At 63.6% G+C, this 24,299-nt stretch carries 22 protein-coding genes; 9 read left to right on the top strand and 13 right to left on the bottom strand.

Features of this window, described 5'->3' with window-relative positions; genetic code table 11:
* Window positions 1–2 precede the first annotated feature (2 nt).
* Complete coding sequence (locus ACFDR6_RS26870; RefSeq protein WP_375860093.1) at window positions 3–731, top strand: CBS domain-containing protein; 729 nt, start codon at window positions 3–5, stop codon at window positions 729–731.
* Window positions 732–773: 42 nt separating this feature from the next.
* On the opposite strand, the gene ACFDR6_RS26865 is transcribed toward ACFDR6_RS26870, so the two are convergent.
* The 3 genes from ACFDR6_RS26865 to ACFDR6_RS26855 all read right to left on the bottom strand — a co-directional run bounded on the left by ACFDR6_RS26865 (window position 774) and on the right by ACFDR6_RS26855 (window position 3,608).
* The gene (locus ACFDR6_RS26865) at window positions 774–1,232 is read right to left on the bottom strand and encodes a RidA family protein (RefSeq protein WP_375848855.1); all 459 of its coding nucleotides are present in this window, start codon (window positions 1,230–1,232) and stop codon (window positions 774–776) included.
* A gap of 19 nt (window positions 1,233–1,251) precedes the next feature.
* Window positions 1,252–2,943 carry a benzoate-CoA ligase family protein gene (locus tag ACFDR6_RS26860; protein ID WP_212090921.1) on the bottom strand — a complete coding sequence of 564 codons (1,692 nt, stop codon included), beginning with the start codon at window positions 2,941–2,943 and terminating at the stop codon, window positions 1,252–1,254.
* A gap of 146 nt (window positions 2,944–3,089) precedes the next feature.
* Window positions 3,090–3,608: a MarR family winged helix-turn-helix transcriptional regulator gene (locus ACFDR6_RS26855; RefSeq protein WP_212090919.1), complete on the bottom strand. Its 519-nt coding sequence runs from the start codon at window positions 3,606–3,608 to the stop codon at window positions 3,090–3,092.
* Between the two features lie 247 nt (window positions 3,609–3,855).
* Here ACFDR6_RS26855 and ACFDR6_RS26850 point away from each other — a divergent pair, with 247 nt between their 5' ends.
* Window positions 3,856–5,031, top strand: coding sequence for an ABC transporter substrate-binding protein (locus ACFDR6_RS26850; protein WP_212090916.1), 1,176 nt, complete (start codon window positions 3,856–3,858; stop codon window positions 5,029–5,031).
* A 27-nt stretch (window positions 5,032–5,058) separates the two neighbouring features.
* Entirely contained in the window at window positions 5,059–5,514 is a 456-nt protein-coding gene (locus tag ACFDR6_RS26845; protein WP_212090913.1) for a cupin domain-containing protein, read from the top strand.
* 7 nt (window positions 5,515–5,521) lie between these two features.
* Here the strand turns inward: ACFDR6_RS26845 and ACFDR6_RS26840 are convergent, their stop codons facing one another.
* The 4 genes from ACFDR6_RS26840 to ACFDR6_RS26825 form a co-directional block, all read right to left on the bottom strand.
* Complete coding sequence (locus ACFDR6_RS26840; RefSeq protein WP_375860091.1) at window positions 5,522–6,772, bottom strand: flavin-dependent oxidoreductase; 1,251 nt, start codon at window positions 6,770–6,772, stop codon at window positions 5,522–5,524.
* A 51-nt stretch (window positions 6,773–6,823) separates the two neighbouring features.
* The gene (locus ACFDR6_RS26835; protein ID WP_375860089.1) at window positions 6,824–9,175 is read right to left on the bottom strand and encodes a bifunctional salicylyl-CoA 5-hydroxylase/oxidoreductase; all 2,352 of its coding nucleotides are present in this window, start codon (window positions 9,173–9,175) and stop codon (window positions 6,824–6,826) included.
* A gap of 99 nt (window positions 9,176–9,274) precedes the next feature.
* On the bottom strand, window positions 9,275–10,111 hold the full coding sequence (locus tag ACFDR6_RS26830; protein ID WP_212090902.1) for an enoyl-CoA hydratase family protein: 837 nt from the start codon (window positions 10,109–10,111) through the stop codon (window positions 9,275–9,277).
* Between the two features lie 43 nt (window positions 10,112–10,154).
* A complete protein-coding gene (locus ACFDR6_RS26825) occupies window positions 10,155–10,916 on the bottom strand; it encodes an SDR family NAD(P)-dependent oxidoreductase (protein WP_375860088.1) in 762 nt (253 codons plus the stop codon).
* Between the two features lie 213 nt (window positions 10,917–11,129).
* On the opposite strand from ACFDR6_RS26825, the gene ACFDR6_RS26820 reads away from it, so the two are divergent.
* From ACFDR6_RS26820 to ACFDR6_RS26800, 5 genes are read left to right on the top strand one after another with little or no spacing between them, the layout of a single operon-like run.
* A complete protein-coding gene (locus ACFDR6_RS26820) occupies window positions 11,130–11,927 on the top strand; it encodes an alpha/beta fold hydrolase (RefSeq protein ID WP_375860087.1) in 798 nt (265 codons plus the stop codon).
* A gap of 12 nt (window positions 11,928–11,939) precedes the next feature.
* A complete protein-coding gene (locus ACFDR6_RS26815; protein ID WP_375860086.1) occupies window positions 11,940–13,229 on the top strand; it encodes an acyl-CoA dehydrogenase family protein in 1,290 nt (429 codons plus the stop codon).
* Between the two features lie 2 nt (window positions 13,230–13,231).
* Window positions 13,232–14,767, top strand: a complete 1,536-nt coding sequence (locus tag ACFDR6_RS26810; RefSeq protein ID WP_375860085.1) for a class I adenylate-forming enzyme family protein — start codon at window positions 13,232–13,234, stop codon at window positions 14,765–14,767.
* Entirely contained in the window at window positions 14,764–15,852 is a 1,089-nt protein-coding gene (locus tag ACFDR6_RS26805) for an NAD/NADP-dependent octopine/nopaline dehydrogenase family protein (RefSeq protein WP_375860084.1), read from the top strand. The genes ACFDR6_RS26810 and ACFDR6_RS26805 overlap by 4 nt, the downstream gene beginning before the upstream one ends.
* Window positions 15,853–15,855: 3 nt before the next feature.
* On the top strand, window positions 15,856–16,851 hold the full coding sequence (locus ACFDR6_RS26800) for a 3-hydroxybutyryl-CoA dehydrogenase (RefSeq protein WP_317243193.1): 996 nt from the start codon (window positions 15,856–15,858) through the stop codon (window positions 16,849–16,851).
* Here ACFDR6_RS26800 and ACFDR6_RS26795 read toward each other — a convergent pair.
* From ACFDR6_RS26795 to ACFDR6_RS26770, 6 genes are all read right to left on the bottom strand, one after another.
* Window positions 16,848–17,894 (bottom strand): 2,5-dihydroxypyridine 5,6-dioxygenase NicX family protein, encoded by a 1,047-nt coding sequence (locus tag ACFDR6_RS26795; RefSeq protein WP_317243192.1) that lies wholly within the window; start codon window positions 17,892–17,894, stop codon window positions 16,848–16,850. The genes ACFDR6_RS26800 and ACFDR6_RS26795 overlap by 4 nt on opposite strands.
* 38 nt (window positions 17,895–17,932) lie before the next feature.
* Entirely contained in the window at window positions 17,933–18,700 is a 768-nt protein-coding gene (locus ACFDR6_RS26790; RefSeq protein WP_317243191.1) for an ABC transporter permease, read from the bottom strand.
* A complete protein-coding gene (locus tag ACFDR6_RS26785) occupies window positions 18,697–19,482 on the bottom strand; it encodes an ABC transporter permease (protein ID WP_212090875.1) in 786 nt (261 codons plus the stop codon). The genes ACFDR6_RS26790 and ACFDR6_RS26785 overlap by 4 nt, the downstream gene beginning before the upstream one ends.
* Window positions 19,479–20,324, bottom strand: coding sequence for an ABC transporter ATP-binding protein (locus tag ACFDR6_RS26780; RefSeq protein ID WP_212090872.1), 846 nt, complete (start codon window positions 20,322–20,324; stop codon window positions 19,479–19,481). Before ACFDR6_RS26780 ends, ACFDR6_RS26785 begins: the two co-directional genes overlap by 4 nt.
* Before the next feature lie 123 nt (window positions 20,325–20,447).
* Entirely contained in the window at window positions 20,448–22,142 is a 1,695-nt protein-coding gene (gene ilvD, locus ACFDR6_RS26775; protein WP_375860083.1) for a dihydroxy-acid dehydratase, read from the bottom strand.
* Between the two features lie 78 nt (window positions 22,143–22,220).
* Window positions 22,221–23,204 (bottom strand): ABC transporter substrate-binding protein, encoded by a 984-nt coding sequence (locus ACFDR6_RS26770; RefSeq protein ID WP_212090865.1) that lies wholly within the window; start codon window positions 23,202–23,204, stop codon window positions 22,221–22,223.
* Between the two features lie 165 nt (window positions 23,205–23,369).
* Here ACFDR6_RS26770 and ACFDR6_RS26765 point away from each other — a divergent pair, with 165 nt between their 5' ends.
* Complete coding sequence (locus tag ACFDR6_RS26765) at window positions 23,370–24,278, top strand: NAD(P)-dependent oxidoreductase (protein ID WP_375860235.1); 909 nt, start codon at window positions 23,370–23,372, stop codon at window positions 24,276–24,278.
* Window positions 24,279–24,299 lie beyond the last annotated feature (21 nt).

The following is a 24,299-nucleotide window of genomic DNA, read 5'->3' as shown; positions in this document are numbered from 1 at the left end:
CCATGCGCGCCCACCAGATCATGCCCCGGTCGGTCATCTCGGTTACCCCCGACACCAGCATCGTCGAGGCGGCAAATATCATGCTGAAACGGCACGTCAGCGGTCTCACGGTGGTCGACGATGCCGGCAAGCTGGTCGGCGTCGTCTCCGAGGGAGATTTCATCCGCCGCAGCGAAATCGGCACCGGGCGCAAGCGCGGTCGCTGGCTGAGGTTCATCCTCGGCCCGGACAAATCGGCCAGCGACTTCGTCCACGAGCACGGCCGCAAAGTCTCGGAGGTGATGACAGAATCGGTCGTGACCATCACCGAGGATACGGCGCTTGCGGAGATCGTCGAGCTCATGGAGCGGAACAACGTCAAGCGGCTTCCGGTAGTGCGCGGCGACAAGGTTGTCGGGATTGTCTCTCGCGCCAATCTGCTTCAGGCGGTGGCGGAGCTCGCACGCGAGGTGCCGGATCCGACGGCGGACGACGACCACATTCGCAGCCGTATCATGGATACCATGGAGAAGAAGGATTGGTGCCCATTCGGGCTGAACGTCATCGTCCGCAACGGCATCGTTCACCTCAGCGGCGTTATCACCGAGGAACGCGCTCGGCAGGCAGCCGTCGTCGCGGCGGAGAATGTCCCTGGCGTGAAGAAGGTGCACGACCATCTCTGCTGGGTCGACACCATTTCGGGCGTTTATCTGAACTCGCCCGAAGACAACGAACTCGCCAAGGCGAGCTGATCGAAGGCGAGCTGATCAAGGCGAAGCTGATCGCAGCAGAGTTCAGCGAGGGATGACGGCGGTGGCCTCAATTTCGACGCGCGCCGCCTTCTCCACAAGCCGAACGACCTGCACCAGCGCCATCGCAGGATAGTGCGCGCCGAAGATGTCGCGGTAGACTCTGCCCAGCTCCTTCAGATTGGCTAGGTACTCGTCCATGTCGACGACGTACCAGGTCAGGCGCACGAGATGCTCGGGCCGGGCTCCGGCCTCGGCAAGGATCGCGGCAATATTGCCCAGGGTCTGATGCACCTGCGCGACGAAGCCATCGGCGAGGCGCTCATCGGCATCCCAGCCAATCACGCCGCCGCTAACGACGATGCGCCCCTCGGCGGCCATGCCGTTGGCATAGCCCTTCGGCATCGGCCACCCCGACGGCTGGAGCACCTGCACCCGCGGACGGGCGTCATTCTCGGCTGCGGTCGGTAGCGCCGCCAGTTGCGGGCCTTTCGGCGTCGTCACGGACAATTCTCCATCCCTCTCATTCCGCCGCGACACCCGAAGACGACACAGCGGCCTGCGCCAGTTGCCGCAGGGCAAAGCGCTTCAATTTTCCGGTCTCGGTTTTCGGGAGTTGCGTCACGAACTCGATGGCGCGCGGATATTTGTAGGGCGCGATCTCGCGTTTGACATGCTCCTGCAACTCGGTCACCAGCGCGGCGTCCGGCGTCACACCGGGCGCGGCGATAACATAGGCCTTCACGATCATGCCGCGCGCCTCGTCCGGGGCGCCGACCACACCGCACTCGGCGACCGCCGGATGCGTGAGAAGCGCCGCCTCGACATCCGTGCCGGCGATATTGTAGCCGGCAGACACGATCATGTCGTCGGAGCGCGACTGGTACCAGAAATAGCCGTCGCTATCCATCAGGTAGGTGTCGCCGGTGATATTCCAGCCGTTCTGGACGTATTTGCGCTGGCGCTCGTCGGCGAGATAGCGGCAGCCGGTCGGCCCGCGCACCGCGAGCTTTCCCATGGTTCCCGGCGGAACGTCACGGCCCTCATCATCGACGATCTTGGCTTCATAGCCCGGAACGGGCTTTCCCGTGGCGCCGGGACGGATCTCGTCCTCGGTCGCGCTGATGAAGATGTGCAGTAGCTCGGTCGAGCCGATGCCGTCCATCAACTTGATGCCGGTGGCCTTGAGCCAGGCGTCGAAGGTCGGCTTGGGCAGGGTCTCGCCTGCGGAAACACATTTGCGAAGCGAGGAGATGTCGCGGCCCGGAAGCTTGGCGATCATCGCCCGGTATGCGGTTGGCGCAGTGAAGCAAACCGTGGTCTTGTACTGCTCGATCGCCGCCAGCATGTCGTCCGGCGTCGTCTTCTCGAGCACGACGAACGAAGCGCCGATATGCATCGGAAACAGCACGCCGCCGAAACCGAACGTGAATGCGAGCGGCGCCGAGCCGACGAAGCGATCCTTCTGCTCGGCCCGCAAGATATTGCGCGCATAACCGTCGCAGACCGCGAGCATGTCACGGTGGAAATGCATGGTGCCCTTGGGATCGCCTGTCGTGCCCGACGTGAAAGCGATCAGGCAGATGTCGTCGGACGCGGTATCGACCGCCCTGAACTCCGGGCTCGCATCGGCGATCAGCGCCTCGAGCGTGGTGCCCGGACCGCTCCCCCAATAGACCACCTGCTTGAGACCGATTGCGGCGGCTTTCGCCTTCTCCATCTCTTCGGAAAGCTTTCCGTCGCATAGCGCCAGCGCAATCTCCGCCTTCTGGATCGGATAGGACAGCTCCTTGGCGCGCAGCAGCGGCATCGTCGCCACCACAATGCCGCCCGCCTTGATCACCGCGAGATAGGTCGCGACCATCATGGGGTTGTTGGCAGAGCGCAGCAGCACGCGACCGCCGGGGACAAGGCCGAGCTTGCCGACCAGCACGTTGGCGATGCGGTTCACCAGGGCTTGCAGCTCGCGATAGGTGTAGCTGACGGAGGGGCTGATGACGCAAGGCGCATCGCCAAGTCCCTGCTCGACCCAGCGGTCGAGGAAATAGCTGACGCAGTTCAATCGCGGTGGATAATTCAGCTCCGGCCGCGTGAAGATGAACTCGGGCCAGAGCTCGCGCGCCGGCAGATGCTGCTGCGCAAACGTATCGACATGGGCCGTCGCGGCGTTGCCGTCATGCGAGCCCGTCACTTGAACCTTGGCGGCGTTGGCCATCGCACGCTCCTTTCAGCATGGATTGCACCCGGCAGCACGATCTGGAAAACATTTTAGGCTTAAAGCAATTTGGCGCAATAGCGGATTTTGGGCATCCGGTGCTTTTTCCTGCGGCAAAAGGGATTGGCGGCCCACCGGCCCCGCGCTTACGCCCGGCGGCGCGCGGCCGATTTCTGCGCCGACGCCTTGGTCTTGGCGAGGAGCCGCATCAATTCGCGCACATCCTTCGGCGACAGATCGGCGAAGAGATCGGCGATCCAGGTCTCGTGCTCCGCGGCCATCCTGCGGAACTCGGCACGGCCGAGCTTCGTGAGGCGGATCACCTGGACACGGCGGTCGGTCTCCGAGGTCCGACGATCGAGATGGCCGGATTCCACAAGGCGCTCGACGAGACCCGTGACGTTGCCGTTGGACACCATCATGCGCTTGGAAACATCGGACAGCGTCATGCCGTCAGGGGCCTTGTCGAGCTGCGCCATCAAATCGAAACGGGGCAGCGTGACGTCGAACCGCTGCCGCAGCCGGCCACGCACCTCGCCCTCGATCAGGGTCGTGCAGGTCAGCAGACGCAACCACAGCCGCAGTTCGTCGGCATGGTCTTCCGGCGTTTCGACAGCCTTGGTCTCGGAATCGAGCATCCCGGTGCAGTCACTCTCGGCGGGCATTGGCGCCAGCACGGATTCCCCAACATTTTGAGCTTCAAGTAAATTGAAGCCGGCCGCAAGTCCAAAGCTGCAACAATCGACCGCAGATGAGTTTCTTTAAGCTTCAAACAATTGGCGCGCCGCTTGCATGCGCACTGCCTGCCTGATGGCGGCGCCTTGAGCTTGCTTGCCGCGGCAGCCATCATCGGCATAAGCTTGGATTGGAGTACGGCCTGCAACGCTCGCCGATAGTCACGAGGGACAGATCATGAAGATGCAGATGACCTTGGCCGCAGCCACCGCGCTGCTTGGCACCGCGATGACCCCTGCCCTCGCACAGGAGAAGATCAAGCTGGGCGTGATCGTGACCCTGTCGGGGCCTGCTGCTGCACTGGGCCAACAAGTTCGCGACGGCTTTGCGCTTGCGGTGAAGGATCTCGGCAGCAAAATGGGCGGCCGCGATGTCGAGGTCGTCGTGGTCGACGATGAACTCAAGCCGGACGCGGGAGTGACCAAGGTCAAGGGCCTTCTGGAGCGCGACAAGGTCGACTTCGTGATCGGCCCGATCTTCTCCAACATCCTGCAGGCGATCCACCGGCCCGTGACGGAATCGAAAACCTTCCTGATCAGCCCCAATGCCGGTCCGTCGACGTTCGCCGGCAAGGACTGCAATCCGTTCTTCTATGTCACGTCCTATCAGAACGATCAGGTTCACGAGATCCTCGGCAAGGTCGCGCAGGATCGCGGCTACAAGCGCATGTACCTGATGGTGCCGAACTATCAGGCCGGCAAGGATTCGGTGGCGGGCTTCAAGCTCGACTACAAGGGCGAGATCGTCGAGGAATCCTACATGCCGCTGAACACCCTGGACTTCCAGCCGGAGCTGTCCAAGATCTCCTCGCAGAAGCCCGATGCCCTGTTCACGTTCATGCCGGGCGGCCTCGGCGTCAATCTCGTCAAGCAATACCGGCAGGCCGGGCTCGCCGACAGCATTCCGGTGCTCTCGGCCTTCACGGTGGATGAATCGACCCTGCCGGCACAGCAGGACGCGGCCGTCGGCATGTTCGGCGGCGCCAACTGGGCGCCCAATCTCGACAATCCCCAGAACAAGAAGTTCGTCGCCTCCTACGAGGCCGCCTACAACGTCGTGCCTGGAACCTACGCCTTCCAGGCGTATGACGCCGCGATGCTGATCGACAGTGCGGTCAAGGCCGTGAAGGGCGACCTCTCGAACAAGGACGCCGTCCGGGCCGCGCTGAAGAAGGCCGACTTCACCTCGCTGCGCGGCGCCTTCAAGTTCAACACCAACGGCTATCCGATCCAGGACTTCTACCTGACCAAGGTCGCCAAGCGTCCGGACGGCAAGTTCCAGACCGAGATCGTCCAGAAGGTCTTCGAGAATTACGGCGATCGCTACGCCAAGGACTGCAAGGCGGCGAACTAAGCCGCGGCGGATTACGGGAGGACTTCAATGAGCAGCGAAATCACCGGCATCACGCGGGCCAATGAGGGCATCCAGGGCATTTCCTGGAACATCCTCGGTCAGACCTATGTGCCGAAGAGCTATGCCGAACACAGCTTCTCCTGGCATGCGACCTTGCCGCCGGGCACGTTCGTGCCGCCGCACATTCACCCCGACCAGGATGAATATCTCTACATGCTGGAGGGCAAGCTCGACTTCATGCTCGGCAATTCGGAGTCGCAGGCAACCGCCGGCGACCTCATCCGCCTCGGCATGGGCGTGCCGCACGGCATCTTCAACAAGTCGGAACAGACTGCAAAAGTGCTGTTCTGGGTCTCGCCAAGCCGCAAGCTGTTCGACCTGTTCTGGGGCCTTCACAACATGAAGGAACAGAAGCCGGAGGACGTGGTGGCGATGGCGGCTGAGTTCAACATCCACTTCCTGCCGCCGCCGCCCGGCAGCTAGCCGCGTCTTAGGCGCGGACCGCGGCAAGTCCCGGCACTGCGGCGAAGCCCGCCTTGGTGGCATAGCCGCGCACGATGGCTTCGCGCTGGGAATAGCTCAGGACATTGTCGACATTGTCGAATCCATCTGGCGCGAGCTGCTCGACGGCGTCGATGACGCCCTCGGGGCCGCCGCGCCGGTTGGAGCGAACGATATCGGCCGTCATCGGCAGGCGCTTCTTCTCATACTCGAGCAGCGCCTGGCGCGGATGCTCGGCACGCACCAGCGCGTCCGCGAGGCAGCGCGCATCGAGGATTGCCTGTGATGCCCCATTGGAGCCGACCGGATACATGGGGTGCGCGGCATCGCCGAGCAACGTGACGCGTCCGGACGACCAGTACGGCAAGGGATCGCGGTCACAGGTCGGATATTCGTAGAATTCGGGCGTCGCCGAGATCAGGCTCCTGATGTCGACATAGGGCACGGAGAAGCGCGCGACGTGGGGCATCAGCTCTTCGCGGCGACCCGGCCGCGACCAGTCTTCCTTCCGCGGCGGCGGCACATTGCCCTCGCCGACCTTCACCAGCACGGCCCAATTGGTCAGGCGGCTCGCCGGGCTCGATCCTTCCGCGATCGGGTAGATCACCACCTTGGCATTGAGGCCGCCGGCCACGATCATCGACTTGCCGGTGAGGAACAGCGGCCAGTCGCGCGCACCGCGCCATAGCATCAGGCCGTTCCAGCACGGCGGGCCCTCGTTCGGGAACAACGTTTCGCGGACACGGGAATGGATACCGTCGGCACCGATCAGGATATCGCCGCGCGCAGTGTGGACATGGGCGCCCGCACGATCGAAGAAATAGGCGGTGACGCCGCCCTCATCCTGCGTGAACGCACCAAGCCGGCAGCCGGTGTGGATCGCCCCCTGCCCGAGCCGCTCCTCGACCGCGCGATGGATGACGCCCTGGAGGCGGCCGCGATGGATCGAGAATTGCGGCACGTCGTGGCCGGCGTCGATGCCGCGGGCTTCGCGCCAGACCTCCTGGCCGTGGCGGTTGAGATAATAGAGCTGATCGGTGCGGATCGCGACGTCGTCGAGCTTCTGCAACAGGCCGAGACCTGCGAGCTCGCGCATGGCGTGCGGCAGCGTGTTGATTCCGACGCCGAGCTCGCGAATCGTGTCGGCCTGCTCGAAGATCTCACAATCCAGGCCGCGCGAGCGCAGCATCAATGCCGTGGTGAGACCACCGATACCGCCACCGATGACAATCGCCTTCATCGCCCAAACTCCACTCGAAACACAGGCAATGGGTTAACGTCGCACGGGCGGTCACTCCGCCGCAAGCGGCTTTGTCGCCTCCGCCTTGAGCTCGGCCCGGGTCTTGGGCTTAGCCTTAATTCTCAGCTCCTCGAGGTCCTGCCGGTCGCGGACGCTGTTGCGGAAAATTTGCTCTTTTCCGGGAAGATATTGCGGCGGACAGAACGCCTCGTTTGCCCCGTACCAGGCCGCCGCCTTCATGGTGAAGAACGGATCGACCAAATGCGGCCGGCCGAGGGCGACGAGATCCGCCCGGCCGGCGGCCAGGATGGTATTGGCTTGGTCCGCGGTCGTGATGTTGCCGACGCACATCGTGGCCACGCGCGCCTCGTTGCGGACCTGATCCGAGAACGGCGTCTGGAACATGCGCCCATAAATTGGCTGCGCATCGCGAACGGTCTGTCCCGTCGAGACGTCGACGAGATCGACACCGGCTTCGGCGAAGGCCCGCGCGATCGCCACCGCGTCGTCGCCGGTGATGCCGCCATCGGCCCAGTCAGTCGCGGAAATGCGCACCGACATCGGCTTGTGCGACGGCCACACCAGTCGCAGCGCCTCGAAGATCTCGAGCGGGAAACGCAGACGGTTTTCGAGCGAACCGCCATACTCGTCCGTGCGATTGTTCGTCAACGGCGAGATGAAGCTTGCGAGCAGATAGCCGTGAGCGCAATGCAGCTCCAGCATGTCGAAGCCGCAGCGCTCGCCGCGCTCGGCCGCCGCAACGAAAGCATCCCTCACCGCGTTCATGCCGGCGCGATCGAGCTCGCGCGGCACCTGGCTGTCGGGGAAATAGGGCAACGGCGACGCCGAAGCGATCTCCCAGCCGCCTTCTTCCAGCGGACGGTCCATGCCGTCCCACATCAGCTTGGTCGCGCCTTTGCGGCCGGCGTGCCCCAGTTGCAGGCAGATTTTCGCGGCCGAATTGCCGTGGACGAAATCCACGATGCGACGCCACGCGGCCTCTTGCTCGTCGTTCCACAGGCCGGCGCAGCCGGGCGTGATACGGGCATCGCGGCTGACGCAGGTCATCTCGGTGAAGACCAGCCCCGCGCCGCCGATCGCGCGCGAGCCGTAATGCACGAGATGGAAATCTGTCGGCACGCCTTCCTTGGCCGAATACATGCACATCGGCGACACCACCGCGCGATTGGCGAGCTCCATCTCGCGCAATCGGAACGGCTGGAACAGCGGCACCATCGGCCGCCCGGTGTCGACATCGAAACCGCTGCGGCGCACCTGGCTGGCGAATGACTTTTCGACCTCGGCCACGAAATCGGGCGCGCGAAGTTTGAGATTGTCATACGTGATTGCCTTCGAGCGCGTCATCACGCCAAAGGCAAACTGCACGGGGTCGAAATCCCAGAAGCGATCGACATGCTCGAACCAGACCAGCGAGACGTCGGCGGCGTGCTGCGTCTTCTCGACCTCCTCACGGCGGCCATGTTCATAGAGATCGAGCGCCGCCTTGGTGCTCGGCGCGTTCTGCATGGCTTCGGCCAGCGCAATCGCGTCTTCCATCGCGAGCTTGGTGCCGGATCCGATCGAAAAATGCGCGCTCGCCTTGGCATCGCCAAGCAGCACCATGTTGTCCTTGACCCAGCGCTTGCTGCGGATCATCGGGAAATTGCGCCACATCGAACGGTTGGTGAGCAGCTTGTGTCCATCGAGGAACCAGCCAAAAATCTCGGCCATCCGCGCGGCGGACTGCGTCTCGTCCAGCCCCGTCAGGCCGGCCCGCTCGAACGTCTCAGGATCGGTCTCGAAGATCCAAGTCGAGTGTCCGGCCTCATATTGATAGGCGTGAGCGATGAAAGGACCCCACTCGGTCTCCTGGAAGATGAAGGTGAAGGCGTCGAGCGGCCTTGTCGAGCCCATCCAGGCAAACTTGTTGGAGCGGACGTCGACCTCCGGCTGGAAATGATCAACATGTTTCTCGCGGAAGCGGCTGTTGATGCCGTCGGCGATCAGGATGAGATCGGCATCGGCGAAGCGGGATTCGTCGTCGACGTCCACCTCGAAGTGCAGGACGACGCCAAGCTCGCGGGCCCGCTCCTGGAGGATCAGAAGCAGCTTGCGCCGCGAGCAGCCACAAAAGCCGTTGCCGCCGACCCGGTGGACGGTGCCGCGAAAATGCACGGCGATGTCGTCCCAGTAGGCGAACTCCTGGGTGATGCGGCGATAGCTCGGCAGATCGTGCTTCTCGAAATTGTCGAGCGTCGCATCCGAGAACACCACGCCGAAACCGAAAGTATCGTCGGCACGGTTGCGCTCATACACCGCGATATCGGCGCCCGGACGCTGCTTCTTGAGCAGGATCGCAGCGTAGAGACCCGCAGGTCCGCCACCGATGATCGCGACTTTCATGGGAGCCTCGCCAATTCACCCGGCCATGAAACTATTTTAAACCTAAAATAATTTCGCGCAAGTCCCCTTAGCTGGCGTAGCGCCGGCAAAGGCGTCCGTTCAATCGCCCCTGAAGACCGGCTTGACCTTGTTGGCGAAAGCCTCGAAAGCGCGCGTGAAATCGGCCGTCGTCATGCACAGGGCCTGGGCGACGGCTTCCGCCTCGATCGCTTCCTCCACAGACATTGCCCATTCCATCGCCAGCATCCGCTTGGTCATGGTGTTGGCGAAGGTCGGCCCTTCCGCGACCTGCTTGGCCAGCGATTGCGCCTGGGTCAGCACCTGCTCCGGCGTCACGATGCGGCTGAAGAAGCCCCAGCGCTCGCCCTCCTCCGCGGTCATGAACCTGCCGGTGTAGAGCAACTCGGAGGCGCGGGACTGTCCGATGATCCGCGGCAGGATCGCGCAGGCCCCCATGTCGCAACCGGCGAGGCCCACCTTGTTGAACAGGAACGCGACCTTGGCCCCGCTCGCCGCGAGGCGCATGTCCGAGGCCATGGCAACGATCGCACCGGCCCCGGCACAGATGCCCTCGACCGCGGCCACGATCGGCTGCGGGCAGGCCCGCATCGCCTTGACGAGGTCGCCCGTCATCCGCGTGAAGGCGGTCAGCCCCTTGGTGTCCATCTTCACCAGCGGACCGATGATCTCGAACACATCCCCGCCGGACGAGAAATTGCCACCCGCGCCGGTGACGACGATGGACTTGACCTCGTCATCGAACGCGCAGGCACGGAAGAAATCGGTCAATTCCCGGTAGCTTTCGAACGTCAGCGGATTCTTTCGTTCGGGCCGGTTGAGCGTGACCGTCGCAACGCCGTCGACCACCGCCAGCAGGAAGTGCTGCGGCGAATAGTCCGCGAGCGGAATGGTGACGGGATTTGCTGGTCTGCTCATGCGATCTCCTTGGCTTCCTTGTTCGGCGCCTGCGCCATGTACGCTAGACCTCGCCTCCGGCGACCGCAATCGCCTGCCCAGTGATCGCGCCGGCGCCTTCGCCGCACAACCAAAGAACCGCGTCTGCCACCTCCTGAGGCGTGATCAGGCGTCCTTGCGGATTGTGCTTGGCGAGCTCTGCGATCGCCTGCTCGCGGCTACGCCCTGTCTTGGTCATGATGTTCTCGATACTGCCCGCGACGAGATCGGTGTCGGTGAAGCCAGGACACACCGCATTCACGGTGACATTGCTGCCGGCCATCTCGAGGGCAAGGGAGCGCACGAGGCCGATCACCGCGTGCTTGGCCGCGCTGTACGCGCTGACATAGGCGTAGCCTTTCAGACCCGCCGTCGACGCGACCGCGACAATACGGCCGTAGGGACGGCCCTTCATGCCCGGCAGCACAGCATGGGCGGCGTGGACCACGCCCATGAAATTGACATCCATCATGCGCGTGAAGAGCGCGGTGTCCGACTTGGTGAATGGCGCGGATTCAGCGCTGCCCGCGTTGGCAACGAGAATATCGATCGGCTGCCGCGCGCTCGCCTCGGCAACGGCCGCCTTCAACGACGCCTCGTCGGAAACGTCGGCGACGGCCGCAAAATGCGCGGCGCCGGCGTCGATCGCCTCTGCGAGAGTCGCGGCGTTCCGGCCGAGCACGGTCACGGTGGCGCCGGCACCGACGAGAGATGCCGCTATCGCGCGGCCGATGCCGCGACCTCCACCTGTCACCAGCGCGTGCGGCGAGTGCGGCAATCCGGACATGCGCTGGCTCCCTGAGGTGCTTGTCGCTCTCCGATATATTTTAACCTTCAAGTTTTTGCAACGAAAGCGGCGCTAGCCGCCACGAATGCCGCGACACGAGAGGGCGCGGCCCGGAAATTGCTTTAAGTATAAAATTATCACTTCCCATCCCCCACAGGCCTGTTAGCATCAAAGGGCCGAGCAAAAGGATGTCGCGTGTCGCAGCCTGCGCCAATGATAACAAAGGACGGACGCTTCGCCTATGAAGCCGCGGGCGATCCGGACGCGACACCTCTGATCTTCCTGCATGGCATCGGTGGGGCCGCGCGAGCCTGGCGGCGCCAGCTTGCCACATTTGGCGACCGCTTCCGCACGATCGCGTGGGATATGCCCGGCTATGGCGGATCGGCGCCGCTCGCCAGCGTCAGCATCGCTGCCCTGGCGCAGGCGCTCCAGCAATTCATCGAACTGCTCGGTGCAACCAGACCCATTCTGGTCGGTCACTCGATCGGCGGCATGATCGTCCAGAAATGGCTGGTGCAATCGCCAAAACTGGCGCGTGCGGTCGTGCTGGCGCAGACCAGTCCTGCCTTCGGCAAGGCCGACGGCGACTGGCAGAAATCGTTCATCGCGGCGCGGCTCGGGCCGCTCGATCGCGGAGAGACGATGAAGTCGCTGGCGCCCTCGCTGGTGAAAGAGCTCGTCGGCGACGATCCCGATCCAGCCGGGATGGAGCTTGCACGCGAATGCATGGGAACTGTGCCGGAGGCAAGCTATCGCGCCATGATGCTGGCTCTCATCGGCTTCGATCAGCGCAGTACGCTTGGGGATATCTCCGTCCCGACGCTGCTGCTGTCCGGCTCCAGGGACAACAATGCGCCCGCACCGATGATGGCAAAGACGGCGACATATATTCCCTTGGCCGAATATGTCGAGCTTCCCGGCGTCGGCCATCTCGCCAATCTCGAACGCCCCGATGCCTTCGACGAGGCGCTTGGCAAGTTCCTGAACTCTCTCGCGACCAAAGCGTAAGGTGACTGCGCAATGACGATGCAAGTCAGCAAGACAATTGGAGCCACCGGCAAGGTCGCACTGGATGCACCGATCTTCGATCCGGTCGCATTCCGCCTGAGCGACGAGCAGGCCAGCATCATTGCGCGCGCCCGCGAGATCGGCCAGAGCGTGTTCGCGGCGCGCGCCGCGACCTACGATCGCGAAGCGACCTTTCCCACCGAGAATTATCGCGACCTGCACCGCGTCGGCCTGCTCGGCATCGCCGTTCCAAAGAAGCACGGCGGGCTCGGCGCGAACTACCAGACTTACGCGATAGCGGCCGCCGAGATCGGCCGCTATTGCGGTGCGACCGCGCTGACCTGGAACATGCATGTCTGCTCGACACTGTGGTCGGGGCCCCTCGCCGACGATCTCGACATGGATGCCGAGACCCGCGCGGAGCACGAGCGGCGTCGTGCGGTCCACTACAAACGCATCGTCGATGACGGCGCGATCTATTCGCAGCCTTTCTCGGAGGGTGGTGCGGCCGCCGCCGGCGGCGTCGCGTTCGGCACGGAAGCAAAACCCGTGAAAGGCGGCTGGATCGTCAACGGCAAGAAGATCTTTGCATCGCTCTCCGGCCACGCCGACTATTACGGCGTGCTCTGCACCGAGATCGAGGAAGGTGAGAAGGCATCGCGCCGCAACACGCTATATCTGGCCATCTCCGCCAAATCGGATGGCGTCTCGGTCGTCGGCGACTGGGATCCGCTCGGCATGCGCGGTACCGTTTCGCGGACGCTCCTGTTCAAGGACGTGTTCGTGCCGGAGGATTCCGCGTTGATGCCGCGCGGCGTCTATTTCCAGGCTGCGATGCGCTGGCCGCACATGTTCCTGACGTTGTCGCCGACCTATATGGGCCTGGCTCAAGCCGCCTATGATTTCACCGTCCGCTACTTGCGCGGCGAAGTGCCGGGCATGCCGCCGGTCAAGCGCCGGATGTACCCGACCAAGCAGATCGCGGTCGCGCAGATGCAGATCAAGCTCGAACAGATCAAGGGGATCTGGTTCCAGGCTGTCACCGAAGCATGCGCCAACCCGAGCAAGGAGCAGGTTCTGCGGGCCTACGCCGCGCAATATTCGGTGATGGAAGGCGCCAATGAGCTCGCCGCGCTCGCGATCCGCACCTGCGGAGGCCAGGCCATGCTTCGCTCGCTGCCACTGGAGCGGATCTATCGCGACAGCCGTTGTGGCTCGCTGATGCTGCCCTGGACCGCCGAACTGTGCCTCGACCGGATCGGACGCGAGGCGCTCTACGAAGCTGGCGAGACGGACGACTGACCGTGGACCTTTGCAGTCTAATCGACCGCAACGCGGCGTTCGCGCCGGACAAGACGGCCATTGTCTTTGAAGGCGAACGGCTGAGCTATGCGGCTTTTGCCGCGCGGATCGAGCGGACCGCGACGGCATTGAAGCAGCAGCTCGGCGTTGGCCGCGGCGACCGCGTCGCCATCCTCAGTCTGAACCGACCGGGCTACCTGGTCCTGCTTTATGCCTGCGCGCGGCTTGGCGCGATGCTGGTGCCGCTGAACTGGCGCCTTGCAGTCGCCGAGCAACTCTTCATTCTCGCTGACGCCGGCGCCAAGGTGCTGGTGCTCGAGCAAGCCTTTGAAGGCGTTCTTTCCGAGCTTGGGCGGACCGCGCCGGGTACGGCCATCGTCGGCCTCGACTTCGCGCCGCCTCGCGGCACGACCTTCGAAAGCCTGCTGGCGCGCAGCGACGGCACCGGCCGGAATCCGCACGCCGATCTCTCCTGCCCGCTGCTCATCGTCTACACATCGGGAACAACAGGGCGGCCGAAAGGCGCGGTGCTGCGCCAGGAGGCACTGTTCTGGAACGGCGTCATGAGCCAGCACATGCACAACATGACGTCCGACGACCAAGTGCTGACCGTGCTGCCATTCTTCCACGTCGGCGGCCTCAATATCCAGACGACGCCGGCCCTGCAGTTGGGCGCGACCGTCACCGTCCATGCGCGCTTCACACCGGAGACCACGCTTGCCGCCATCGAACAGGAGCGGCCGACGCTCACCGTGATGGTGCCTGCGATCATCCAGGCCGTGAGTGAGCATCCCGCCTGGGCTGCTGCGGATCTTTCGTCGCTCAAGGCCGTCGCCACCGGCTCGACCATTGTGCCTCCGCACCTGATCGAACGTTTCGTCGCGCGCGACGTCCCCGTGCTTCAGGTTTACGGCTCGACCGAAACCTGCCCGATCGCAATCTACACGCGGCTTGGCGGCGACCTTTCGCGCGCGGGATCGACCGGACTTGCCGGCCTGTGCTGCGAGGCGAAGGTGATCGATCATTCCGGTGGCGAGATGCCTGCAGGCACGCCGGGCGAGATTGCGGTGCGCGGACCCAACGTGTTCTTCGAATATTGGGGCAACGAGGCCGCCACGCGCGAGGCGTTGCACGACGGCTGGTATCGCACCGGCGACATCGGCCTGTGCGACGCCGACGGCTATTTCTGGGTGCGCGACCGCAAGAAGAACATGATCATATCAGGCGGAGAGAACGTCTACCCGGCGGAGGTCGAGCGCGTCCTGCTCGAACACCCTGATGTCAGCGAATGCGCCGTAATCGGCCGGCCCGACCCGCGCTGGGACGAGGTGCCGATCGCCTATGTCATTCCCCGGTCCGGCTGCCGACCCGAGGCGAACCGGTTGCGAGCCCATCTCCAGGCGCAACTGGCCCGCTACAAGGTGCCGCGCGACATCGTCTTCGTCACTGATCTGCCGCGCACGGCGCTGGGCAAGGTCCAGCATTTCCTGCTGAAGCAGCTCGATGCGCAGTCCCGCGCGCAAGGAGAAGCATCTTGAAGATTGCGGTTCTGGGTGGGGGAAACGGCTCGTTCGCGGCCGCAGGCGATTTTGCACTGTCGGGGCATGAGGTGCGGCTTTGGCGACGCGACGCCGATCAGGTCGCAGCGCATCGCGCCGCCGGCTCGCGCATTCTGGTGAGGGATCACAACGGCCGCCACGACGTGACGCTCGCGCTGGTCACGACCGATATCGCCGAGGCCGTCGATGGCACAGAGCTGATCCTGTGCCCCGCTCCTGCCTTCGCGCAGGCAGATATCGCTCGCCTCCTCGCCCCGCATCTGCGGGACGGTCAGGTCGTCTTCTTGCCGCCGGCGACATTCGGTTCGATGATCTTCGCGCAAGCTGCACGGAATGCCGGGAACCATGCCAAGGCGAGCTTTGCCGAAACCGGCACATTGCCGTGGCTCACCCGCAAGCACGGACCGTTCGAGGTTGCGATCACCATCCGCGCCAAGCGGCTTCCGGTCGGCGTCTTCCCGCTCGACCACGCACCACGCACACTCGAGGTGATCGGACGTGCTTTCCCCGATGCGATCGAGCCGTGCGGAGACGCGCTGTCCGGAGCGCTGATGAATGCAGGACCGATCATCCATCCGCCATTGATCGTGATGAACGCCGGTCCGATTGAACATTTCGAGCGCTGGGACATTCACAAGGAAGGCACGCAAGCGGCGATCCGGCGGGTCACCGACGCGCTTGACGCGGAGCGCATCGCGGTGCGCGAAGCGCTCGGCTACAGCGCGCCACATTTCCCGCTCGCCCATCATTACGCCAAGGAAGGCGAGATCTGGATGTATGGCCGCGGCTCACACGACCGGCTGACCGAATCCGGCGACTGGCGCGAGCGAATTGTGCTGACCGAGCACCGCTACATGCGCGAAGACCTGCGGCTTGGGTTGTCTCTGCTGGTGTCCGTCGCCGGCCTGGCTGGCGTGGCCACGCCGCTGGCCAGAGCGTTCCTGTCGATCGGCGGCGCGGTCTGCGGCGAGGATTTTGCGCAAGGCGGCCGAACGCTGGAGACGCTGGGGCTCGACAATCTCAGCAAGGCTGAACTGCAGACGCTGCTTCGCAATGGATTCTGATCGATGACCCATCGCATCAATATCGCCTGTCTCGGGGCTGGTCGCATGGGGCGCGGCATCGCCGTCGCGTTCGCCTATGCCGGGCACAAGGTCACTATGATCGACGTCAAGGCGCGCTCCGCGGAGGAGTTCTCCAAGCTGGAGGCGGACGCGCTGGGCGAAATCGGCAAGACCTTTGCCAGCCTGTCGAAGCTGGGACTGCTGACGGAAGCGGACGTTGATCCGCTCATTGCACGGGTCTCGGTGGTATCGGCCGGAGAAAGCGGCGAAGCGCTAGCCGGCGCCGGGATCGTCTTCGAGGGCGTTCCTGAAGTCGTCGAGCTCAAGCGAGAGGTACTGGGGGCGGCTTCGAAGCAAGTCGGACCTGAAACGATCATCGCCTCGACGACATCTACCATCCTGGTCGACGATCTCTCAGGCGCGATCGTCAACCCGCGCCGCTTCCTCAATGTGCATTGGCTCAACCCGGCCTATCTGATCCCGCTGGTCGAAGTCTCGCCCGGCAAAGCCACCGATCCCGCCATCGTCGGCGAGGTCAAGAGGCTGCTCGAAGGTATCGGCAAGATGCCGGTGGTCTGCGCGGCGACGCCAGGCTTCATCGTTCCGCGCATCCAGGCGCTGGCGATGAACGAAGCGGCCCGCATGGTCGAGGAAGGCGTCGCCAGCGCGGAGGAGATCGACAAGGCGATCCGCTACGGCTTTGGCTTCCGGTACGCTGTGCTCGGTCTGCTCGAGTTCATCGATTGGGGTGGCGGCGATATCCTGTACTACGCCAGTCGTTATCTCGAGGGCGCGCTTGGCAGCAACCGCTATAGGGCCCCCGATGTTATTTCCCGCAATATGCATGAGGGCCGGATCGGCCTGCGCACGGGCGCCGGATTCCTGGATTACTCAGGGATGGACGTCGACGCCTATCGCGCAAAGCGGCTGCAGGCCATGGTCGACCTGCTTCGTCACTTCGATTTGGCGCGGCCTCCGGTGCTCGACCGCAACGACTAGCCGAAGACGTCCTGGAGCACGCCTTCCCGAACCACGGCAACGCCATCGAGCTCGATCGTCGTGCCCATCATCGGCAGATCGAAATGCCCCGCCGTGTAGCGGCCGGCGAACTCGTTCGCGCCGGTAGAGAACAGGAAATTGCCGGAGACGGCTCGGATCTCGGTGCCATTGGTGTCGCGCTGGTCGTACATCGAGAGCGCTTCATAGCGCGCACCGGGGTTCATGCCGAAGCCGACATGCGACACCGCATAGGCTTCGCGGTCGCCCCATGCGCCGAGATAGGCGCGCATCATGGCGGCATCCGTGCCCTCGCCTTCCAGCTCGACGACATAGTCGTCCTTCAACGTCATCTTCACAGGTGAGGTCAGGTAGCGCTTGAACGTGAGATTGATGTCCCCGGGCGCCATCACCAATGTGCCGTTGATGGTCCCGCTCTTGGGGAAGCTGACGACGATGCCACCGGGCCAATGCGCCAGCGTGCCGGGTTTGTCGGTCCAGCCCCACACGCCGACAGTGGACGCGCCGACCATGTCGACATCGAGCGCGGTCCCGGCCTTCGAGGTCACCCGCATCCGCCTCGTCCCACGCAGCATCTTCGCCGCGGCCCGAACGCGCTTCTCGAGCGCAGGATCCGGCACCATTCGCTCCAGGGCTTCGGGATGCTCGTTGGAGATCACCAGTATCCGTGCGCCGGCCTTCAATATCTCGGGCGTCTCCACCGCGTGCATCAGGCCTTCGATGGTGCAATCCACTACGAAGCCTGCCTGCTGAAGTGCGGTGATAACCGGACCAAGCTTCTGGATCGCCTCGCTCGCCCCTGTCGAACGAACTGGAACGATATTCCGGTTACGCGGTGTCGGCATCACCACATGAAACGGCCGCGCACCCATCCGCAGCAGCGCCAGTTCTGCCAGATGCACATTCAGCGCGCGCGACTGGGTCTCCGAGAGGATCGCGGCGGTATCCCCGGCCTTCACGGCGCAACGTTCAAAGATCTCGCAGAATGCGTCAATCCATTTTGCCTCGATGCGATCAGCCAGCATGGTTCACTCCCGGTATCGTCGTTTCTTGTCGAGACGGATCACGCCTCGGGAAAGCCCCGCAAGAGATACGATCGCAAGGCTCCCAGCAGGCCGTTCAGGATCAACCCGAGCAGCGAGATCGTGATCAGCGGCACGAACATGTCGACGGCTTGGAACGTTCGGGCCGCGGTCACGAGCGCGTGCCCCAATCCGTCTGTCGACGTGATCATCTCGGCCAGAAACACCACGATGCACGAAATGACAAGCCCGATCCGGCATCCGGTCAGGATCGATGGCATCGCCGCCGGCAGCACCACCTTGAAGAGGATTGCGTAGCGCGGCGTTCCCGCTGCCATCGCCGACCAGATCAGCTTCTGTTCGACGGTCGACGCCCCGTAGTAGGTGGACAATAGAATGGGAAACAGAGCATCAGCAGCCACCAACGTGATCTTCGACCCGTGGCCGAAGCCGAGCAGCAACAGCAATGCCGGATAGAGCGCGACCTTGGGCAATGGCGCCAATACGCGCACGATCGGCCGAACCACGGCGTTGATCGCCGGATTGGCGGCGGCTGCAATGCCGATACTGACACCCAACACGACCGCAATCGTGAACCCTGCAAACAGCCGGATCAGGGTTGCCGCGATCTCCTGCTGAAACGTCCACGTCACGAGTTGCTGGAGCAGCCGGCCGAAGACGAAACCCGGTGGCGGCAGCAAGACCGCGGGCGCGAAGCCGAATGACACCAGGCCTTGCCACACCGCGACGATCAGCACGATCGGGGCAATCCCGAGAAGGACGTTTGAGGAAAACAGGCGCGACATCATGAGAAGCTCAGCGGCATGTCGAACTGAGGCTCGGACCAGCGCACCAGTCTCGCGCGGATCCGTTCGAAAATCGCATCGAGACAGATTCCCATTGCACCCACGATGATGATCATCGCAAAGACGGTTTCATACTGGCCCATGTCGAGCGCATTGAACAGGATGTTCCCGGCGCCGGACTGGCGGGCGATCATCTCGCTGGTGATCATCGTGATCAGCGCCAGCACGAGGCCCGTGCGGCACCCGGTCAGGATTTCGGGCAGCGCCGCAGGCAACACGATCCGCACCAGGCGTTGTGCCGTCGAAAGCCCCATCGCAGCGCCCGACCACAGCATCTTCTCTTCGACGGCCTTTGCGCCTTCAAAGCTGTGATAGATCACGGGAAGGCTGACGCCCAGGAAGATCACCAAAGTCTTGGTAACGTCGCCGACTCCCAGCCAGAGCATGATGATCGGCATCAACGCGGCCTTCGGCACCGGATAGATCACCATCAGGAGCGGATTGAAAAAAGCCGCGACACCCCGGCTGCGTCCCATCAACAGGCCCAGCGGAATCGAGACCAGCACCGCCACCCCAAACCCGATCGCCATGCGGCGAAGCGAGGCCAGGATGTTGATCAGCGATTCCTTATCGCCAAGAATGTCGGGAATCGCCCGGATCGCTTCGATCGCCGTCGGGAAACTGTCGTTCTTCAGCGCAAGCGAGGCGGCCTGCCACACTGCCAGCAAGCCGATGCAGGCCATCACCGGCGCGGCCCGTCTGATCAAGGCGGCCGGCGACGTCATGAGGCAGGCCCGCCTTCCTCGCCTTCATCGAACATTCGCTCGATATCCACGACGTACTTCTGGTAGCGCGGATCGAGCAACAGCTCGTTGCGGCGGCGCGGACGCGGCAGATCGATGTCGATCACCTGCCGGATGCGGCCGGGAGATTTCGACATCATCACGACCTTGTCCGAGAGAAAGACAGCCTCGTCAACCGAGTGAGTGACGAACAGCACCGTCTTGCGATCACGTTCCCAGATATTCAGAAGGTCGTTCTGCAGGCGTGTCCTGGTGTGTGCGTCGAGCGCCCCGAACGGCTCGTCCATCAGCAGCACTTCTGGATGGTAGGCAAGCGTCCGCGCCAGCGCGACGCGCTGCTTCATGCCGCCCGACAATTCCTTGGGATAGAAATTTTCAAAGCCCTTGAGGCCGACCATCTCGATCAAGGTCCGGCTCTGCGCTTCCGCCTCAGTGGCGCGCACACCTTGCTGACGCGGGCCATACATCACATTGCCCAGCACGGTCTTCCAGGGGAATAGGGCAAACTCCTGGAACACCGGTCCGCGATCCGGACCGGGCCCCGTGATCGCATGACCCTTGATCTTTGCCGCGCCGCTGGTCGGGCTGACAAAACCGCCGACGATATAAAGCAGTGTCGACTTGCCGCAACCGGACGGACCGAGGATGGAGACGAAGGCCCCCTCCTCGATCGTCAGCGAGATGTCCGAAAGCGCCACATGATCCTTGCGCGCCGAGGTCTGAAAGACCTGCGAGACGCGGTCGATCTCGATGATCGCAGAAGCCGGCTCGTGTGATGTCACCGGTCTCACCCATTCGCTCGATCTCGCCGGCACTACCGTCATCCCGTCTCTCGCCCCACGCGCGCGAACATTCTTCGACGAACCTGCTGAACGTTCTCCGTCAGCGGCACGAGCTTAGCAAGAAACCTGCCAGACAGGCGGCCATTTTCGCACCCGTGCGGTGCGTCATTCGAACCACGGCCATTCTGCCGGGCCTTCATGCGTCACGGCTCCGCCTGGCGCTTGCCCAACCAGCCGCGCATATTTTGCAAGAGCGCCTGCACGGTGACGCGGCGGACGCTGCTTCCAATCTCGCCGCCGCGTGGTGAGTTCCTGCTCGTCGAGCAGCACATCCATCCGTCGGTTTGCGGCATCGATCCGGATCCTGTCACCGTCGCGAACGAGCGCGAGCGGACCACCGACGAAGGCTTCGGGGGCCACGTAGCCGATGCACATACCGCGGGTCGCGCCGGAGAACCGACCATCGGTGATCAGCGCCACCTTTTCGCCCATGCCCTGCCCGTAGATCAGCGCGGTGACACCGAGCATCTCGCGCATGCCGGGGCCACCGACCGGCCCTTCGTTTCGGATTACAAGCACCTCGCCTGCCTTGTAGCTGCGATCCCGTACGGCTTTGACGCAGCCTTCCTCGTCTTCAAACACGCGCGCCACGCCTTCGAAGAACTGGCTCTTCAAACCTGCGACCTTGATCACCGCACCATCGGGGCAGAGATTCCCCTTCAGCACCGCCACGCCGCCGTCAGGCATGATCGGCGCGGCAGACGCGTAAACCACCTCGCCGTCCGGCGCGTTGGCTGCACCGTATTCTTCAGCAAGCGAGCGCCCTGTGATGGTGATGCAGCTGCCGTCGATGTGACCGCTCTGAATCAGCTCGCGGATCACCACGGCGGCTCCGCCGATGTCGTACACATCCTTCGCCGTGTATTTTCCCCCGGGGCGCAGATTTCCGATCAGCGGTGTCCTGGCAAAGACCTCGCCCACATCGTCGATCCCGAATACAATGCCCGCCTCGTTCGCGATCGCCGGCAGATGCAGAGCGGCATTGGTCGAGCCTCCGGTCGCAGCAACGATCGCCGCGCCGTTCTCCAGGGACTTCCGCGTCACGATGTCGCGCGGCAACGGCCCGCCACGCTCCAGCATCTCCATGATCAGGCGGCCGGCCCGTCGCGAGATCTGTGCGCGTTCGGCATAGACACCGGGCACCATCGAGACGTTGGGAATGGTCAGCCCCATCGCCTCCGAGACCATTCCCATGGTGTTGGCGGTGAACTGACCGGCGCACGCGCCGATCGTCGGCAGGCAGGCACGCTCGATCCGCTCGAGCGTGGCGCCGTCGATCTCACCGGTCATGAAGCTGCCGACTGCCTCATAGGAGTCGAGCACCGTCAGCGTCCGCCCATCCGCGCGGCCTGGAAGCGAGCTGCCGCCATAGATGAAGATGGAGGGTACGTTGCAACGAACCATGCCCATCATCACGCCAGGAAGGGTCTTGTCGCATCCGCCGTATCCGATCAGCGCGTCGTAGGCTAGACCATGGACGACGGCCTCGATCGAGTCGGCGATCAGTTCACGCGAGAACAGCGAGAACTTCATTCCCTCGTGATTCATGCTGATGCCGTCGGAAACCGACACGGTCGAGAATTCGCGCGGCGTGCCGCCGGCCTCCTCGATTCCGGTTTTGGCCGCAGCCACCTGGAATTCGTGGGTCATGTTGCAGGGCGTCTGCTCGCCCTTCATGCTGACGACGCCCACCATCGGTTTCGCAATCGCGGCGTCGTCGAGCCCCATCGCGCGCATGAATGCACGGTGCGGGGCCCGGTCGAGGCCGTCTGTCGTGACCCGTGATCGCAACTTCTTCATGCGTGCATCTTCTTCGTGCCGCGTCCCGGATCATCCGGGACGCCGCGAGCTCCTCGTTCGGATCGCACGATCGCTCGTCTATTCCAGGGGAGCGACGATCGACGGATGCTTGAACTGTGCGACATCCAGTTTCGGCAGCATTCCGGTCTCCGCGTAGATGTCCAGCATCTTCTGAATCGCGGGGAAGTTCGGCGCCGCGCCAGGATCACGGCCAAAATCGTTGTCCTTAAGCAGATAGGTCTCGAGCACCGGGATAGGCGCTTTCAGAACTTCATTGACGACCTTCAAGGTCTCCTCCCGGTTCGCCAACGCTTTCTTCATTCCTGACGTGATGTCGCGGACATAGGCCTTGACCGCTTCGGGGTTCTTGTCGACGAAATCGGCGCGGCAGGCTTCCAGGATATGCACGATGTTCGGCATGGCCTCCGACAGTGAGAACAGTTTTCTCGTGCCGCCCTTCGCCTCCGCGCGTGCGGCAAATGGCTGATTCATGTTGACGGCATCGACGCGGCCCTGGCGCAGCGCATCCTCGGACACCGCAAAGCCGACCTCGACGAGCTTGATATCCTTGGCCGGATCCACACCATTCTGCTTTAGGAGCAGGTTGAACGGACCTTGCGTGCCGCCGCCGATCACGGAAATGCCAACCGTCTTGCCCTTGAGGTCGGCGATCGTCTTGATCGGCGAGTCATCCTTGACGGCCCAATAGACCGAGAAACCGCCAGGCTTCTCGAACACGTGCTGCGCCACGATATAGGCTTTGAGGTTGCCGCCCACGACACCATTGGACAGCGACAGCGGCGCCTGCGTTGCGCAGTCGAGCGCGCCGGCCGCCAGGGCCTGCGTCATCGGCGCGGTGCCCTGAAACTGGGTCCATTCGATGTTATAGGTCTTGCCGAGATTGGGAAATTCAGCCGCGCGGCGCATCATCCAGTATTTGGATTCCTCGGCTGGAATCGTCCAGCCGACGCGGATCGTCTGCTGCGCCCATGACGAGGTTGCCCCCGCGCTCACGGCCGCCGCCGCCCCCAAAGCCAGGATCCACTTCGAAACGGTTCGCATCGTGCCCACTCCGCTGCTCCGGCGCCGACCGGCGCCACCTCAACCCGACCGCCTCAAATGTTTCATGGTTCAAACAATCAGGCAAGCCATGCGAGGCCGATGGTTTCGTCGCCCGCCGCGCAATGTATGATAAAGCGGCGCCGCTGCGGCAGAAGGAGGCAACCTATGGCTGATGCGAGCAAGGCAAACCCGCAAGGCGCCGAGAGGCTTGGTTATCTCGGCCTCGGGCTGATGGGAACACCGATGACCCGACGCCTGCTCACGGCCGGCTATCAGGTCACTGCCTGGAACCGTTCGGAGGGCAAGGTGGCCGCGCTCGTCGAAGCCGGTGCCAAGCGCGCAGCCACGCCGCGCGATCTCCTGGTGAACTCCGATATTGCCTTCATGTGCGTGACCGATGCGGCGGCCGTCGAAGACGTGATCTTCGGGCCTGAGGGGCTGGCAGCGGCATCCGGCGCTGGCAAGCTTGTCGTCGACTTCTCGTCGATACATCCCGACGCCGCACGCGGTCTCGCCAAGCGACTGAAAGACGCCAATGGCGCCGGCTGGATCGATGCACCGGTTTCCGGCGGCACGAAGGGGGCCGAGGAAGGCACGCTTGCAATCATGGCCGGTGGAGAAGCTGCTGACATCGAGAGGGTACGGCCCTACGTGTTGTCCATGGCGCGCAGATTCACCCACATGGGCCCGACCGGCGCCGGTCAGACCACAAAACTCTGCAATCAGGTGATCGTCGGTTGCGCGATGGCCGTTCTCGCGGAAGCCACACGTTTGGCCGCGAACGCGGGAATTGATGCCAATCGCTTGCCCGAAGCCCTCGCCGGCGGCTTTGCAGACTCCATTCCGCTACAGCTTTTCGTGCCGCGGATGGCCCAAGGCATTCACTCGCCACCCCTTGGCCACATTGCAACGATGCTCAAGGATCTCGATACGGTCGTCGACGTCGCACAGGCGACGTCGACGCCTGTGCCAATGGCCTCGCTTGCGGGCCAACTCTTCAGGCTGGCGAAGGCGGCGCGCGGCGCGGAAGCCGACGCGCTGGAAATTTACAAGCTTTCAGCCGCGGAGCGCTAGGCCATCCATCGCCTGAGGCAC

It is taken from the genome of Bradyrhizobium tunisiense (assembly GCF_042263385.1).
GTDB lineage: Bacteria > Pseudomonadota > Alphaproteobacteria > Rhizobiales > Xanthobacteraceae > Bradyrhizobium > Bradyrhizobium tunisiense.
This window is presented reverse-complemented; position numbering and strand designations above follow the sequence as displayed.

What these genes read in the sequence shown, in the direction of transcription:
- ACFDR6_RS26870 (WP_375860093.1), top strand. Translation starts at nt 3, where the DNA reads ATGCGCGCCCACCAGATCATGCCCCGGTCGGTCATCTCGGTTACCCCC.
- ACFDR6_RS26860 (WP_212090921.1), bottom strand. Translation starts at nt 2,943, where the DNA reads ATGGCCAACGCCGCCAAGGTTCAAGTGACGGGCTCGCATGACGGCAAC.
- ACFDR6_RS26855 (WP_212090919.1), bottom strand. Translation starts at nt 3,608, where the DNA reads ATGCCCGCCGAGAGTGACTGCACCGGGATGCTCGATTCCGAGACCAAG.
- ACFDR6_RS26850 (WP_212090916.1), top strand. Translation starts at nt 3,856, where the DNA reads ATGAAGATGCAGATGACCTTGGCCGCAGCCACCGCGCTGCTTGGCACC.
- ACFDR6_RS26845 (WP_212090913.1), top strand. Translation starts at nt 5,059, where the DNA reads ATGAGCAGCGAAATCACCGGCATCACGCGGGCCAATGAGGGCATCCAG.
- ACFDR6_RS26840 (WP_375860091.1), bottom strand. Translation starts at nt 6,772, where the DNA reads ATGAAGGCGATTGTCATCGGTGGCGGTATCGGTGGTCTCACCACGGCA.
- ACFDR6_RS26835 (WP_375860089.1), bottom strand. Translation starts at nt 9,175, where the DNA reads ATGAAAGTCGCGATCATCGGTGGCGGACCTGCGGGTCTCTACGCTGCG.
- ACFDR6_RS26830 (WP_212090902.1), bottom strand. Translation starts at nt 10,111, where the DNA reads ATGAGCAGACCAGCAAATCCCGTCACCATTCCGCTCGCGGACTATTCG.
- ACFDR6_RS26825 (WP_375860088.1), bottom strand. Translation starts at nt 10,916, where the DNA reads ATGTCCGGATTGCCGCACTCGCCGCACGCGCTGGTGACAGGTGGAGGT.
- ACFDR6_RS26820 (WP_375860087.1), top strand. Translation starts at nt 11,130, where the DNA reads ATGATAACAAAGGACGGACGCTTCGCCTATGAAGCCGCGGGCGATCCG.
- ACFDR6_RS26815 (WP_375860086.1), top strand. Translation starts at nt 11,940, where the DNA reads ATGACGATGCAAGTCAGCAAGACAATTGGAGCCACCGGCAAGGTCGCA.
- ACFDR6_RS26800 (WP_317243193.1), top strand. Translation starts at nt 15,856, where the DNA reads ATGACCCATCGCATCAATATCGCCTGTCTCGGGGCTGGTCGCATGGGG.
- ACFDR6_RS26795 (WP_317243192.1), bottom strand. Translation starts at nt 17,894, where the DNA reads ATGCTGGCTGATCGCATCGAGGCAAAATGGATTGACGCATTCTGCGAG.
- ACFDR6_RS26790 (WP_317243191.1), bottom strand. Translation starts at nt 18,700, where the DNA reads ATGATGTCGCGCCTGTTTTCCTCAAACGTCCTTCTCGGGATTGCCCCG.
- ACFDR6_RS26785 (WP_212090875.1), bottom strand. Translation starts at nt 19,482, where the DNA reads ATGACGTCGCCGGCCGCCTTGATCAGACGGGCCGCGCCGGTGATGGCC.
- ACFDR6_RS26780 (WP_212090872.1), bottom strand. Translation starts at nt 20,324, where the DNA reads ATGACGGTAGTGCCGGCGAGATCGAGCGAATGGGTGAGACCGGTGACA.
- ilvD (WP_375860083.1), bottom strand. Translation starts at nt 22,142, where the DNA reads ATGAAGAAGTTGCGATCACGGGTCACGACAGACGGCCTCGACCGGGCC.
- ACFDR6_RS26770 (WP_212090865.1), bottom strand. Translation starts at nt 23,204, where the DNA reads ATGCGAACCGTTTCGAAGTGGATCCTGGCTTTGGGGGCGGCGGCGGCC.
- ACFDR6_RS26765 (WP_375860235.1), top strand. Translation starts at nt 23,370, where the DNA reads ATGGCTGATGCGAGCAAGGCAAACCCGCAAGGCGCCGAGAGGCTTGGT.